The 14,627-nt window shown below is 64.6% G+C and carries 13 protein-coding genes; all 13 read right to left on the reverse strand.

Annotation, left to right across the window (positions count from 1 at the left end):
* Positions 1-200: 200 nt before the first annotated feature.
* A complete protein-coding gene (locus ACFQ4E_RS01890; RefSeq protein WP_386801221.1) occupies positions 201-920 on the reverse strand; it encodes a SapC family protein in 720 nt (239 codons plus the stop codon).
* Between the two features lie 177 nt (positions 921-1,097).
* On the reverse strand, positions 1,098-2,393 hold the full coding sequence (gene glyA / locus ACFQ4E_RS01895) for a serine hydroxymethyltransferase (protein WP_386801298.1): 1,296 nt from the start codon (positions 2,391-2,393) through the stop codon (positions 1,098-1,100).
* 35 nt (positions 2,394-2,428) lie between these two features.
* Positions 2,429-5,188 (reverse strand): phosphoenolpyruvate carboxylase, encoded by a 2,760-nt coding sequence (locus tag ACFQ4E_RS01900; protein WP_386801222.1) that lies wholly within the window; start codon positions 5,186-5,188, stop codon positions 2,429-2,431.
* Positions 5,189-5,402: 214 nt separating this feature from the next.
* Complete coding sequence (locus tag ACFQ4E_RS01905) at positions 5,403-5,861, reverse strand: GNAT family N-acetyltransferase (protein WP_386801223.1); 459 nt, start codon at positions 5,859-5,861, stop codon at positions 5,403-5,405.
* A gap of 81 nt (positions 5,862-5,942) precedes the next feature.
* Positions 5,943-6,761 (reverse strand): acyl-homoserine-lactone synthase, encoded by an 819-nt coding sequence (locus ACFQ4E_RS01910; protein ID WP_386801224.1) that lies wholly within the window; start codon positions 6,759-6,761, stop codon positions 5,943-5,945.
* Between the two features lie 120 nt (positions 6,762-6,881).
* Positions 6,882-7,583, reverse strand: a complete 702-nt coding sequence (locus tag ACFQ4E_RS01915) for a LuxR family transcriptional regulator (RefSeq protein ID WP_386801225.1) — start codon at positions 7,581-7,583, stop codon at positions 6,882-6,884.
* A gap of 43 nt (positions 7,584-7,626) precedes the next feature.
* Positions 7,627-7,974, reverse strand: coding sequence for a helix-turn-helix transcriptional regulator (locus ACFQ4E_RS01920; RefSeq protein WP_386801226.1), 348 nt, complete (start codon positions 7,972-7,974; stop codon positions 7,627-7,629).
* Positions 7,975-8,085: 111 nt separating this feature from the next.
* On the reverse strand, positions 8,086-9,540 hold the full coding sequence (locus tag ACFQ4E_RS01925) for an ATPase (RefSeq protein WP_386801227.1): 1,455 nt from the start codon (positions 9,538-9,540) through the stop codon (positions 8,086-8,088).
* A gap of 10 nt (positions 9,541-9,550) precedes the next feature.
* Positions 9,551-10,480 (reverse strand): type II secretion system F family protein, encoded by a 930-nt coding sequence (locus ACFQ4E_RS01930; protein ID WP_386801228.1) that lies wholly within the window; start codon positions 10,478-10,480, stop codon positions 9,551-9,553.
* Positions 10,481-10,508: 28 nt separating this feature from the next.
* Positions 10,509-11,468, reverse strand: coding sequence for a type II secretion system F family protein (locus tag ACFQ4E_RS01935; RefSeq protein WP_386801229.1), 960 nt, complete (start codon positions 11,466-11,468; stop codon positions 10,509-10,511).
* A 3-nt stretch (positions 11,469-11,471) separates the two neighbouring features.
* Positions 11,472-12,878, reverse strand: coding sequence for a CpaF family protein (locus ACFQ4E_RS01940; protein WP_386801230.1), 1,407 nt, complete (start codon positions 12,876-12,878; stop codon positions 11,472-11,474).
* 17 nt (positions 12,879-12,895) lie between these two features.
* On the reverse strand, positions 12,896-13,456 hold the full coding sequence (locus ACFQ4E_RS01945) for a L,D-transpeptidase (RefSeq protein WP_386801231.1): 561 nt from the start codon (positions 13,454-13,456) through the stop codon (positions 12,896-12,898).
* Positions 13,453-14,595: an AAA family ATPase gene (locus ACFQ4E_RS01950; protein ID WP_386801232.1), complete on the reverse strand. Its 1,143-nt coding sequence runs from the start codon at positions 14,593-14,595 to the stop codon at positions 13,453-13,455. Before ACFQ4E_RS01950 ends, ACFQ4E_RS01945 begins: the two co-directional genes overlap by 4 nt.
* Positions 14,596-14,627: the final 32 nt, after the last annotated feature.

The raw sequence follows: 14,627 nt of genomic DNA on the forward strand, positions 1-14,627 counted from the left end.
TGAGCGAAAGGCAGCCGCGGATATATCCGAAAGGATAGTCGTTAAGCCGATCGGATATCAAACATTTTCGTGAGCACTGGGAACATTTTTCACGCTAGTCAGAAAACCCTGAGGCGCAAAGAAAAAATGCGTGCCGCGCGACGCGACTTGATCCGAATGTTTCAGTTTTCTTGGTTAAAGTGACTCACTTCCAGAGGGAATCACGCCAGGCGTGCAAGCTCTGTCCACGCCGCCTGCGACATGAGATGCGCATGAATCGCAGGGAGCCATCCGCGACGGCGCCACTCCAGGAAGACCGCATCGGGAAGCGCGGCGAGCCGTTCCTCGTCGACGACACGGAAGTTCCTGAGCCCGATCTTGCGTCCGTCGGCCAACGTCAACTCGGCGCTTTGCGGGACCAGGAGATCGGCCTCGGCAAGCGCGGCACCGACCTCGCGGGCCGCGTCGAAATCATGGTGGAGCCGCGTGGCCAGCGCAAAGGCCGCCTGCGCCCGGTCCGAGGGCTGGCCCCGCTCGAAGAGCGGATGCGGCGCATCGTCGGCGACGAGATCCGACGCCAAGTCCACGGCCAGGACCAGCTCCTTGCCGTTGGGCTTCGGGATCGCGATGAACGGGTAGCGGCGCAGGAAGGCGGGGACCGAGATGCCGGGCATCCAGCGCCCGGCGGCGTCGATGAAGAGCCCGCCCTGCGCGGCCTCGAGCCCCATCACCGCGATCGGCACCGGCCTGTCCTCTCCGGCGAAGACCAGCGGCATGTGACGCTGGAGAAGAACCATCTCGCTGAGACTCGCGGGAACACTCACGAGCGAGCGCGCGAAGGCGTAGCTTCCGTCGCCGACGAAACCCAAGCGCTGATGCCGCGCCTGTGTCAGGGGTTCGACCTGGGTGTAGAGGCCGGGTGCCGCGCTGCTCTCAGACATTCTGGACGCTCCTCGATGGTTCCGAGGACCAAGCGGTACAGGACGACCGCAACTGAGGCGAGTCTTATTGGCGTGGAGCCCAGGTCCGGCCCGGGCGCGGATTTTTGTAGGAAAAATCCGCCGAAATCCGGATCGGATTTCGGGCGCTTTCCGGTTCGGAAAGCGCCCGGGAGGGTCTCAGAGGTTGGGGTAGAGCGGGAAGCGGGCGCAGAGCTCGGCGACCTCGGCGCGGACCTTGTCCTCAGCGGCCGAGTTGCCTTCTTCGCCATGCTCCGCGAGCCCGTCGACCACCTCGATGATCCAGTCCGCGATCTGGCGGAACTCCGCCTCGCCGAAGCCGCGCGTCGTGCCCGCGGGGCTGCCGAGGCGGATGCCCGAGGTCACTGTCGGCTTCTCGGGGTCAAACGGCACGCCGTTCTTGTTGCAGGTGATATGCGCGCGCCCGAGCGCCTTTTCGGTGGCGTTGCCCTTCACGCCCTTGGGCCGCAGGTCCACGAGCACCAGGTGCGTGTCGGTGCCGTGGGTCACCGTGTCGAGCCCGCCCTTGATCAGCTGGTCCGAGAGCGCCTGCGCGTTCACCACCACCTGCTCGATATAGCTCTTGAACTCGGGCCGGAGCGCCTCGCCGAAGGCCACCGCCTTGGCCGCGATCACATGCATCAGCGGGCCGCCCTGGATGCCCGGGAAGATCGCCGAGTTGACCTTCTTGGCGATCGCCTCGTCATCGGTGAGGATCATGCCGCCGCGCGGTCCGCGCAGGGTCTTGTGAGTCGTGGTGGTCGCGACATGGGCGTGCGGGAAGGGCGAGGGATAGGCGCCGGTCCCCACCAGACCCGCGAAATGCGCCATGTCCACAAGGAGATAGGCCCCGACCGTGTCGGCGATCTCGCGCATCTTGGCGAAGTCGATCACCCGCGGGATGGCCGAGCCGCCGGCGATCAGCATCTTCGGCTGGTGCTCGGCGGTGAGCGCGGCGATCTGGTCGTAATCGATCTCGCTGTCCTGCTGGCGGACGCCGTATTGCACCGCGTTGAACCATTTGCCGGACTGGTTGGGCTTGGCGCCGTGGGTCAGGTGGCCGCCGGCGTCGAGGCTCATGCCGAGGATCGTGTCGCCGGGCTGCAGAAGCGCGGTGAAGACGCCCTGGTTGGCTTGGCTGCCCGAGTTCGGCTGGACGTTGGCGAAGCCGCAGGAGAAGAGCTTGGTCGCGCGCTCGATGGCGAGCTCTTCGGCGATGTCGACGAACTGGCAGCCGCCATAGTAGCGGCGGCCGGGATAGCCCTCGGCGTATTTGTTGGTCATCACCGAGCCCTGCGCCTCCATCACGGCGGCGGAGACGATGTTCTCCGAGGCGATCAGCTCGATCTCGTCGCGCTGCCGCCCGAGCTCCTTCGAGACCGCCTCCGCGATCTCCGGATCGCGCTCGGCGAGCGACTGGGTGAAAAAGCCGGTGCGTGTTCCGGTATCATGCATGTTCATGGGGAATCCTCTCTTGTTTTCCGGGACCGTCACCCGGTCCAGCCAAGCCCGCTGGAGATGACGTGAATGGACATCAGGAGCGCATCGACATCGTCGCGCCGGGCCGCGTCGGGCCCGCCCGCGTCGCGCACACGCCCCAGGAGCTGCGCCTGCATCCGGTGCAGGCCGGTCATCTGCGCCCGCATCCGCTCGGTCTCTTCGCGGAAGAGCGGGAAGCGCAGCGCCAGGTCGGTTTCGCCGGTGACGGCGAGGATCATGTTGCGGGTGAGTGCGTGTTCGGCCTCGATCTTGGCGAAGACGCGGTCGCGGGCGTCGGGGTCGACCACCAGCGCTGCATAATCGCGGGCGATCTCCATATCGGCCTGGGTGATCAGCTTCTCGGCCTCGTCGATGACCAGCCGGAAGAGCTTTGAGCGTTCGAACATGCGCCGCAGAAGATCGAGACCGTCCTCGCCGCGCACCCGGGTAAAGGAAGACAGCGCCGAGCCGATCCCGTACCAGCCGGTGATCATGTGGCGGTTCTGGCTCCAGGCGAAGACCCAGGGGATCGCGCGCAGGTCGCCCAGGTCGCGCTTGCCCTTGGAGAAGCGCTTGGCGGGGCGGGAGCCGATCTTGAGAAGCGCCAGCTCCTCGACCGGGCTGGCCTCGTGGAAATAGTCGATGAACCCGTCGGTGCGGACGAGATCGAGATAACGCACCTGGCTCAGACCCGAAAGCGCTTCGAGCGCCTCGTTGAACTCGGGCGCGTCGGACCGGCCATGAGCGGCGCGCAGGGAATGGCCCAGCACCGCCGCCGAGAGATATTCGAGATTGGCGAGCGCCGTGCCACGATTGGCGAACTTGGCCGAAACGATCTCGCCCTGCTCCGTGACGCGGAGCCGCCCGTTCACGGTGCCGTCGGGCTGCGCGGCGATGGCGCGGCCCGCGGGCGCGCCGCCGCGGCTGACCGAGCCGCCGCGGCCGTGGAAGAACCCGATCTGCACGCGGTGGCGTTCGGCCACGCGCTGCAGCGCGGTCTGCGCCTTGGAGAGCTCCCAGTTCGAGGTCAGGAAACCGCCATCCTTGTTGCTGTCGGAATAGCCGAGCATGACCTCCTGCACGTCGCCATTCTCGCGGATGGCGCGCCGGACGGTGCGGTTCTTGAAGAGCGTGTCGAGGATTTCGGTCGCGGCGCGCAGATCGTCGATGGTCTCGAGAAGCGGCACCACGTTCGGAGGCGTCGTCGCGGCGACCGATCCGTCCCTTGGGGTGCACCACCGAGCAATTAAGTATACCGCAAGAATATCTTCTGCACTCGTGGTCATCGACAAGATGAACGCGCCGATCGAGGCACGCTCCCGCGCGCGCTGTTCGGAGATCAGGCGGAAGAGGGCGAGCGTCTCCTGCGCCTCTTCCGTAAGGTCGATCAGCTGCGCGGTCTCGAGCGGGCCGTCGGTGGCGAGCGCGTCCCGGAGCGCGTCGGACCATTCGGGCGTGTTGGGCGCGGGGCATGGGCTGAGGCCGCGCGCCTCAAGGACCGCCGCGACGGTGCGATTGATGACCGTGGCGTTCTGGCGGATGTCGAGGCTGACCCCGTGGAAGCCGAAGACCTCGGCGCGCTGGACAAGCGGCCGCGTGCGGCGTCGGGCGTTGGCGGGGGCCTTGGCGGCCAGAAGCGCGGCGTCGAGGATCTGAAGAAGATCCTGGAACTCGCGCGCATTGGCAAAGGGTCGGACGGCGCCAGGCGCGGGATCAGACTGCAGCGTCGCTTCGAGCCGCATCAGCAGAGCGGAGGCAAACTGGCGGAACGGCTCGGCACTGTTGTGGACGCGGATATGGTCGGCAGCCTCGCCGCACAGCGCGAGCTGCGCGTCGACGGCGCTGCGGAATGTCTCGGGCACCTCGGCGACCGAAAGCGACAGCGACAGGTCGCGGCAGAGCGCGCGGAGATCGGGCAGGAACGAGGAGACCGCCGCGAGCCGGTACTCGGCCAGCGCGGCGCCGGTGATGTCGGCGGTGACATGCGGGTTGCCGTCCCGGTCGCCGCCGATCCACGAGGAAAAGCGCAGGAAGCGCGGCGCGGGCTGGTCGGAATAGGCGCTCGACAGGGCGTGGCCGAGCGAGTCAAAAAGCGCGGGCACCGCGTTGAAGAGCACCTCGCGGAAGAAATAGATGCCCCAGGCGACCTCTTGGCTGACCGAGGGCTTTTCCAGCCGCAATTCGCCGGTGAGCCACAAGAGCTCGACCTCGGCGCAGAGCGCGTCGTAATAGGCCGTCTCCTCGCTCGGGGCCCAGGCGCGGGACAGGAGCTCGGTCAGGCGGCGATAGATCCGGCGGTGGATCTCAAGGACGGTGACGCGCTTCGTCTCGGTCGGATGCGCGGTCATCGTCGGCGCGACATCGAGCCGCTCCAGCGCCTTGGCCATCGCCTCGGGCGAGGTGCCGCGCGCGACGGCGGTGTCGATGACATTGGCGAAACTGCCCGGAATGTCGGCGGGTCCGCCCGAGCGTTCGAGCGCGCGGCGGGCGTGAACCGCTTCGAACTCGCGCGCGATGGCGAGAAGCTGGTGCCAGGCGCCCATCGCCTGGAGCGCGAGGAAGCGCTGCTCGGTCGGGATCGTGTCGATCGCCCGGCGCCCGGCCAGGATGCGGGCGAGATCGCTGACCTTGTCGCCGACCGTGCTCACGAGACAGTCGAGCAGGATGTCGCGGACATTGGTCGCGTCGAGGCCCGTGCGGCGCGTGCGCCGGGACGGGCTGTCGGCGAACCCCATGGGATGGTCGGGAGTGGCGATGTCTGAACTGAGCATGGCACGAAGATGATCTCCGCACTGCGTCTCCGCCAGAACCGGACGTATAGAATCCCGCCCCCGTTCGCGGAGAAAAGCGTTACCCGTTCGGGCGGGAGGGTCGTCGCCCGACTTGTTTCAGGGCGGAGGTTTCTGTCGGATTTTCCAGGACAGTCAGGGGCTTGGATGCGGGCCGCACCATCGGCGTCGCATGGGTCGTCCGGGTGGGGTGCCCCTACCCGAGATCGAGCCGCATGGTCGCCATGCCGCCGCGCTGCGAGAGCTCCTCGTAGCCCGCGGACCGGTAGGCGCTGAGCGCGGGTTCATTGTCGAGCTCGACCTTGAGCGTGATCGTCAGGGCGTCGAGATCGCGCGCCGCCTGCTCCACGAAGCCCGCCAGAACCTCGCCCGCGCCGCCGCGCGCCTCCTCGGCCACGAAGACATAGGTCAGGTGACGCACCTCCGGACCGACACCGACGCGGAGCGCGAAGAAGCCGACCTCGCGGCCCTCGGCATCGAGGAGGTAGAAGGACGCGTCATCGGGTTCGTTGAGCCATTTCTCGTGCCATTCGACCGGGTCGAACGGCGCTTGCGCGTTGGGATTGACCAGCGCGAGGTCACGGTCGTCTTGCAGGAGCCGGCCCAGCGGCTCGAGATCGCGAAAGACGTTTTTCTGCAGGGTCAGCTCTGTCACAGGCGGGCCTCCGGAAACGTAAAGGCCTGCCTGTGACAGATTCGGGGCACCGGTTCAAATACCGGTGCTCCTGCTCGGCGGTCAGCGGTAACCGCCCACGAGCCGTTCCCGGCCCGCGATCATTCCCACGTCGCGCAGGCGCGACATCAATGCCCAGGCCGCGACACGCTCTTCCTCGGTCGTGGCCTGCGCGACCTGCTCACGGCAGTAGAACTCGAGCGAGTCGTCCACCACGTCCATCGGCGCCTGTTCGACCGGATCGGCCAGCGCCTCGCACCGGGCCGGGTCGAGGAAGATGTCCCCTTCGATCCCGGCAAAGGCGCGGATCTTCGCAATCCGCTCGTCGGTGCAATCCAGAAGCGCCGCCATCGCGGGCACCTTGCCCATCGGCGTCGTCTCACCGACATAGCCGTAGGGCGCGCAATCGGAGCGTTGCAGCACGCGGTTCATCACCGGGTCGATGACCGTGACGATATCGCTGATGCCGCTGTTTTTCGCGTATTCGAGCGATCCGGCCATGAGCGCGCAGGTGGCGTAGCTGACCGAGTTGCGCGACTTGCCGCGTTCGAGCACCTGTGTGTCGACGCAGAACCGCGTGGATTCCCACAAGGTCGCGCTGCGCAAGGGCGGCTCGCCCCGCAGGATGTCCGAGAAGACGTCGGCCAGCATGTGCGGCCCGGTGGTCTGCAACGCCCGGACGCAGGCGACGACCCGGCCGTCATCGTTCACGCCCAGCACGTAAGCGGGATCCAAGGCGTCGAACTGATCGATCTCCTTGCCGTCGCGCACGGTGACATCCCAGCCCAGCCGGTCGGCAAAGACGCGCGCCCGAAGCTGATACATCTGGTCCAGCAGACCCGTGTAACGGTCCTTGTTCAGTCCATCGATAACGATAATCATAGTAACCCCCAAAACGTTGTGTCCCGTTCTGAGAGAATCGCCTCTAGCGTGTGACAAAACTATTGGGGGAATCCCGTATACCCGCCTGTCCTCTCGGATAGGTGAACGGGTCGGGGCGGGTCAGAACGGGTAGATCAGTCCAAGCCCGATCGCCCGGCCGACCGCCTGGGCGGAGCTGAGCGCGCCGAGCTTTTCGCGCGCGGAGCGCAGGTGAACCTCGACCGTCCGGTGCGAAATCCCGAGGATGTCGGCCACGTCCTGCTGCGATTTCCCGGCGGCGGTCCATTGCAGGATCTCGGTCTCGCGCGCCGACAGCCGCGGCCGGTTGAGCGCCTTGGCCAGGGTGCCCGAGGTCATGATGCTGTCATGCAGATGGACGGCGGCCGCCTGCAATTCGGGCAGGATCCGGCGTTTGAGGCGACCCCACTCGGTATCGTTGACATCGCGCGTGACGCTGAACATGCCGACATCGCCATAGGGTCCGCGGATCGGGATCGTCAGGCCCTGCCAGCCAATTCCGTGATCGCCGGCCTTGCTGAAGAGGACGTCGAAGGCCTCTCCCCCGCGCAGGCGAGACCAATCGACCGGCGCGATGGAGCGCGCGGCGGCCTGCAGCGTCGGGTCGATGTTCTGCAAGCCCTCGGCCACGTACCGCCGTTGCCATTCGTCGGGATAGGTGACCACGCCGTGGATCGTGTGCTCGAGCGAATTGCTGCCCGCATAGGCCGCGTAATCGAGACCGAGCCGGTCGCAGAGACGCGCGAGATAGTCCCGATAATTCTCTTCGGGGGTCTCGAGCGCGCTGAGATCTATGACGTCCATGGGCAAAGGCTCGTCGCTCCCACATGGCGGTGGCGTCAGCGTGTCAGGGTTCGGCGGTCGCGGTTAGGATGCCGAAGGTCAAAATCCGTTCGATCGGGTCACGCTGCCCGTAGTCCCGGGCGATCTCTTGAACCTGGTCGTCGCGAGGCGCTGGTCCACCCACCCCCGACGGCGATGCCTCGGGCATCTCGTTCATGAAGATCCGTTCGATCGGAATGCCGAACAAGAGAGCGAATTCATGCAGTTGGACTGCACTGGGGCGCGCGCGTCCCGCTTCGAACTCGGTCAGCTCGACCGGGTCGATACAGAGAAGATAAGCGACCTGCCGCGTGGAGAGACCCCGTTTCAAACGGAGATTGCGCAATGAGCGACCGACCAGAACGTCAATCATTCGCTTACCACTCAGGAAAGTGCTTAGCGACGGTATATCAACTCACGCGGGAACTGTCACGAGGCAGTTCTCCGCCGCCCTCGAGAGGGTCGGAAACAGTCTGTTTCGAGGTCAGGTCGGGGCGTGCGTATGGCTCTTCTTGGCTGCGGCCACATTCCGCCACGCGAGGTCTAGAAGCTCGCGGCTGAGCTCGGCCTTTCGGTCGAGATAGCGCGCGGCGGCAAGAATGTGGCGGATCAGGAAGCCCGGATGCGCACCCGAGGTCACGAGACCCTGGGCGACGTATTTGTCGTCATAGAATTTCGAGACGATGTCCTCTTTCCACTCGAGCTCGTAGGACGCGGCCGCGTCGCGGAAGATCTCGAGGTAGTCTTCCTTGGTCGGCGAGGGCACGAAGATCTTGAAGTAGATCCGGCGAAGGGCCGCGCCGTCGCCCAGCTCTTCCGGCATCATGTTCGACGAGAACACGACCAGCTGGTCGAAGGGCACGGTGAACTTCTTGCCGGTGTGCAGCGACAGGATGTCGAAGCCCTTCTCGAGCGGCACGATCCAGCGGTTGAGGAACGCCTGCGGCGCTGCGGTCTGACGGCCGAAATCGTCCAGCACGAAGACCCCGCCCAGCGCCTTGAGATGCATCGGCGCCTCGTAGAAGCGCGAGCCCGGTTCGAACATGAGGTCGAGCATGGCGAGCGTCAGTTCGCCGCCCGCGATCACCACCGGGCGTTTGCACGGCACCCAGCGCTGGTCGATCGGGTCTTCCGGCATCTCGCCTTCGACATGCAGCGTGTCATCGTAGAAGCGGATGATCTGGCTGCCGACGAGGATCGCGTGAGGGAAGTAGATCGTGTCCTTGAACGCCATGCCTATGGCCTCGGCCAGCGAGGTCTTCCCGTTGCCAGGCTCGCCGTAGAAGAGCATCGAACGACCGGAGTTCGCCGCCGGCCCGAGCTGTTCGATCATGCCATCGGCGATCACGAGATGCGAGAACGCCTTTTCGAGCTCGTGATGCTGGAGCTGCTCATGGGTGATCGACTGGCGTCCGATCTGCGCTTCGAACTCGAAAAGCGAGACCGGGGCCGGGCCGATATAGCTCGACGCCTGAAGGGCCTCGAGCGCAGCTTTCCGGCCGGCGTCGGTGAGCTGGTAGCGGATGTCGGACTTGATGTCCTGCGTCTCGAGGCCCAGCGCCTCGACATATTGCAGGTGAGTCATTTCCTTGATCAGGGACCGGCAGACGATCTTGGGAAGCTTGGTGACCTCGCCGATATCCGCGGGCGTCATGGTGCCGCCGTCGTAGAGCACCTTGGCCGTCAGTCCGATCAGGAACGACTCGCTGAGCCCGGTCTCCTCGATCGTGCGGGGCGGCTTGAAATAGGGGAACTGGCCGGTGGTGACGACACGCTCGTCCGCGGGATCAACCGGCGTCGGCTCTGCCGCCGCGAGCGGCGCGGACGGGGTCGGCGTCGGAGCGCTCTCGGGCACGGCGACGTCAGGTGTTGGCTCGGCTGCGGGCGCCGTCTCTGCGGCTTCGGGCGTCTTGCGCTTGGTCGAGGACAGTTTGAACATCTCGGACCTCCTAGGTCGCACCGGGAGCAAGTGCGAGGAACATCTTCAAAAGCGATAGCATCACCGGTACCAGAACGATGATCAGATTGACCGGGAACATGAAGAGCGCCATCGGGAAGAGCATCTTGAGCGGCAGGGTATTTGCCTTCTCTTCGGCGCGGATCAGGCGAAGCTGGCGCATTTCAGCGGCGAACGTTCTGAGGGTTTGGCTGACCGACGCGCCGAGCTCTTCAGACTGCCGGAAGAGCACGGCGAGCATGCGCGCTTCTTCTACCCGGATTCGTTCAGAGAGGTTATGCAAGGCTTCGTGCATGGGACGACCCGCACGGACTTCGAGGCTGACGATGGACAGTTGGACGCCGAAATCCTCGACCGTTTTGAGAAACTCGCGCGTCACTCGGTCTATCGATGCGTCAATGGACAAGCCTGCATCCACGCAAACCAGCAGAAGGTCCATGAAATCCGGGAAAATCTTGCGAAATTCGATCATGCGCTTCTTTCCCTGACGTTCCAGGAACCACGAGCAGCCGATAAAGCCCGCCGCCGCTGCAACGGTCGCAAAGAGAAGCGCGGCCGGGGTCGAGGTCGACGGCGAGATCTGCGGCAAGCCGAACTGTACGGCAAGGAAAAGACCGGCAGTGGCGACGAGCCGGATCACGTTAAACCAGAAGAGTGCGCTCTTGTCGAAATATCCCGCCTGAACCAGGCGCATCCTGAGCGAGTTGAGCGGAGCGTTCTGAACCGTGTCCAGATAGTAGCGGATCTGTTCGTTGCCGGTGCCGAGAAGACGCTCGATGTCTTCGTTGGTCTTGCGGCGACCCCGGCGGGCGGCGGCCACGTTGCGCGACACTTCCCGACGATTGGACACGATGCGGCTGAGCGTTAAGACGAACAGCAACACCGCAAAGAAGATGCCGATCAGGAAAAGTGTTTCGTTCACAAGCGGGTCTCCCCTTTGAGACGGAGTCTCAGAAGTCGAAATTCACCAATTTACGGATGATGATCATGCCGAAGAACATGAGGATGAGGCAGGTCACCACAACATGCGTGCCGTAGCCACTCTCCCAGAGCTCGTCGTAATAATCCGGCACCATGACTTTGATCATGAAGAACAAGAAGAACGGGAAGCCGAGCATGATCCAAGATGTCATACGGCCCTCGGCCGAGATCGCGCGGATCTTCGCCTTGAGCATCAAGCGGTCCCGGATCATCTTCGCCAGATTTTCCAGGATCTCAGACAGGTTTCCGCCGGTGCCGCGCTGGACGCTGACCGTCACCGCGAGAAGGTTGAGTTCCGGCGCGCCGACGCGCTGGATCATGTTGAGAAAGCCCTGATGCAGGTCCGAGCCGAAGGTCAGCTGGCTCGACAGGATGCCGAACTCGGAGCCGATGGGATCGGGCATCTCGCGGGCGACAAGCGCGATAGCCGAGTTGAGCGGGTGCCCGGCGTTCAGACTGCGGACAATGATCTCGATCGCTGGCGCGAGCTGCGTGGTGAATGTGTTGATCCGACGCCGACGCATGATGACGATCGCGAACCAGGCCACGGCTAGGGCGAAGACGATACCGAACCCCAGGCGGACGAAACCGGTCAATCCCAGGAACAGCGTCGAGATGATGATCCCGATGGCGAAAAGACCGAAGAGATAAAGCAGGCGCCTCGGTGTGCTGATCTCGAGGCCGGTCTGGGCCATCGTCCGGGTGAACATCGCGAAGATGTCCATGCGGCCGTCGCCCGGAACGCGGCGGCGCGACAGAAGCTCGCTCAGGGCCGCGGTCTCGCCCTTCTTGGCCTTGAGCGCCTGCATGCGGTTCTTGACCTGCTGCTCGGACCGCCGCCGCGCGGTGAGAAGCCGCAAGAGCGTATCCGCAATCAGCAGCGCAGCGGCGAAGAACAGGCCGTAGAAGATAAAGGGGTTTTCAAGCATGGGTCACGTCAACGGGCTCGAGGGGTCAAAGTAGGAATCGCTCACCCGCAGCCCCATCGACTTCAGATCGTCGAGGAAGCGGGGGCGGATGCCGGTGGCGCGGAACTCGCCCACGATGGTGCCGTCATCCTCGGTGCGGAGCCTGCGGAACTGCATGAGCTCCTGAAGCTGGACGACCTCGCCCTCCATGCCGGTGATCTCGGCGATCGAGGTCACGCGGCGGGTGCCGTCGCGCAGGCGCTGGAGCTGAAGGATCAGGTGCACGGCCGAGGTGATCTGGCTACGGATCGACATCTGGTTCATCGGCAGGCCTGCCATGCCGACCATCTGCTCCATCCGCGCCAGAGCGTCCCTCGGGTTGTTGGCGTGGATCGTCGACATCGACCCCTCATGGCCGGTGTTCATGGCCTGAAGCATGTCGAAGGCTTCGCCGCCGCGCACCTCGCCGATGATGACGCGGTCGGGACGCATCCGGAGCGCGTTCTTCACCAGGTCGCGCTGCATGATCTCGTTGCGGCCATCGACCGTCGGCGGGCGCGTTTCAAGGCGCACGACATGCGGCTGTTGCAGCTGGAGTTCCGCCGCGTCCTCGATCGTCACGAGGCGCTCGTTATGCGGAATATAGGCCGAAAGCGCATTGAGCATCGTCGTCTTACCCGAACCGGTGCCGCCCGACACCACCAAGGAAACCTTGCCCTCGACCGCGGCCGACAGGAGGTCGGCCATACCGCGGGCAAGCGCGTTGCTGGCGACGAGTTTCTCAAGCGAATACGGCTTTTTCGAGAATTTCCGGATCGAGACCTGCGGTCCGTCGACGGCGACCGGCCGGATTGCCACGTTCACACGAGAGCCATCCGCAAGACGCGCGTCCACCAAGGGCGAGCTTTCATCGACGCGTCGGCCGACCGAGGCGACGATCTTGTTGATGATCCGCAGAAGGTGGTCTTCGTCCTTGAAGCGCACCTTGGTCTGTTCGAGCTTGCCGAACCGTTCGATGAAGACCGTGCCCGAGCCGACGATCAGGATGTCCGAGATCGTCTCGTCGTCCAGAAGCGGCTCGATGGGACCGAGCCCCAGCATCTCGTCGCCGATCGACGACACGAGCTGGTCGAGCTCGGCGGCCGAAAGCGGCATGTTCTGCTGCTTGGTGTAGTCGCGCACCATCGGGCGCAACTCGTTGTGGATTTCCTCTTCCTCCATCGTGTCGAGGATCGAGAGGTTGATCTTGTCGAGCAGATAGCGGTGCATCTGCACCCGCTCGTTGACGAAATCCATCGGCTCGGATGCGGTGGCAGGCACCATGGACGCACCATTGGCCTTGCCGTTCTTCACGGGCTCGTCGAGGACCAGGGGCCCGCTGGGGCTCTTGGTCTCGTCTTGCGGGGAGGAGCGGAAGAAGCGGCCTACCATGATGATTTATCCCTGTCTCAATATACGATGACCTTGGTGCCGGTCGGGACCTTCGCGAAGAGATCCAGAACGTCGGCATTGGTCAGACGGAAGCAGCCGGAGGTCTCGTACCCGCCAATGGTTCCGGCACTGTTGGTGCCATGAATGCGGTAGAGCGTGTCCCGGCCATTGCTGTAGAGGTAAAGCGCGCGGGCGCCGAGCGGATTGTAGGGGCCCGAGGGCACCATGTCCGGCAGCGACGGATCGCGCTGGCGCATTGCCGCGGGCGGGCGCCATTCCGGCCATTCGCGCTTGGCGCCGACGACCGTGGTGCCGGTCCAGGCGAAGCCCTCGCGCCCCACGGAGATCTGGTAGAGCTCGGCCTTGCCGCCGGGAAGCACGCGGTGCAGCGTCCGGTCGGCATTGGAGATGATGATCGTGCCGGGCCGTTCGTTGCTCTGATAGGGCACAACGCGCATGGTGCGCTGGCCGTGGTTGCGCGGCACTTTCTTGACCTGCGCGGTCGCGGAGGTCGGGACGAGCATCGCAGCCCCGATCAGCGTGAGCGCCTGGCGTCTCGAGAAGGTGTTTCCGTTCATGCCGGTTTCTCCTCCATCTCGAGATCGCGCATGTATTTGCGCAGATCCTTCAGGAACTTCGCCCGCTTGGACACTTCCGAGGGCGCGACCCCGCGGTCGACCGCTTCGCCGAAGAGGCTGTTATCGGCGGGAAGGAAGGTGAAGGGCACCTTCTCGAAAAGCTCCTCGAGACGCTTCTTGCCGATCCGCGGCCCGAAGAGGCTGCCCTCGGTCTTGTTGATGATCACGTTGATCGGGAAGGTTTTGCCCCGCACGTCGCGGACCCGCTCGACCAGGTCGATGGCGTGCTTGATCGAGGCGAGGTTCAGCTCGGTGACGATGGTCACGGTGTTGACCGCGGCGATCACGTCATCCTTCCACTCGGTCTCGTAGTATGGAATGTCGAGAATGGTGTGGTCGTGCTCCATGCTGACCGCGTCGAGGAGACGCAGGACCATCTCGTAGCCGTTCATCTCGGTGTTGAGGGTCGGCAGCTTGAAGGAATAGAGCGAAAAGCCGTTGTCATGCTCGCGGCGGATCACCGAGATGAACTCGGAATCGATCCGGCTCGGATTGGCCGCGACATGGCCCATGTTGAACGAGCTGACCATATTCAGCATGTGCGCGCAGTTGCCGAGCGAGAAATCGAGATCGAAGAGAGCGACATCCTGCTTGCGCTTGAAAAAGCCCTGCACCGCGATGTCGGCCATCGAGATCGCCACCGTGGTGGCACCCGCCCCGCCCACGGCCGAGATCACCGCGTGCACCCGGTTGCGGTTGGTCTTCCCGGCGCGGACCGCGCGCTGGAGGCTCCCGATGAACTCGTCATCCTCGAGCGGATTGGCCAGCCAGTCATGCAGGTTGAAGCGAAGAAGCGCGCGCATGTCCGACGGGCTCAGCGCCTCGGAGGTCACGATCAGCGCGGTGTCCGGCGCGATGGCGCGGATCTCGTTCAGGACCGCGGTCTCACGCTCGCCCAGCGTCTCGATCTCGAGAACCACCACATCGGGCTGTTCCTCGTTCAGGGCGGTTTCCAGCTCTTCGGCCCCGACCGTCCTGTAGCGCGCGCGGCCGGCCTTTTCGATCAGGACTTCGATATCGCGCACGCTCTTGCCGCTGATGGCGGCGAGGAGAATGCGCGATGGGGAGGCAATATTCATGTAAGGGCTTTCGGTGCTCGATTTATCGTTGG

This window comes from Litorisediminicola beolgyonensis (genome assembly GCF_042679605.1).
Lineage (GTDB): Bacteria > Pseudomonadota > Alphaproteobacteria > Rhodobacterales > Rhodobacteraceae > Litorisediminicola > Litorisediminicola beolgyonensis.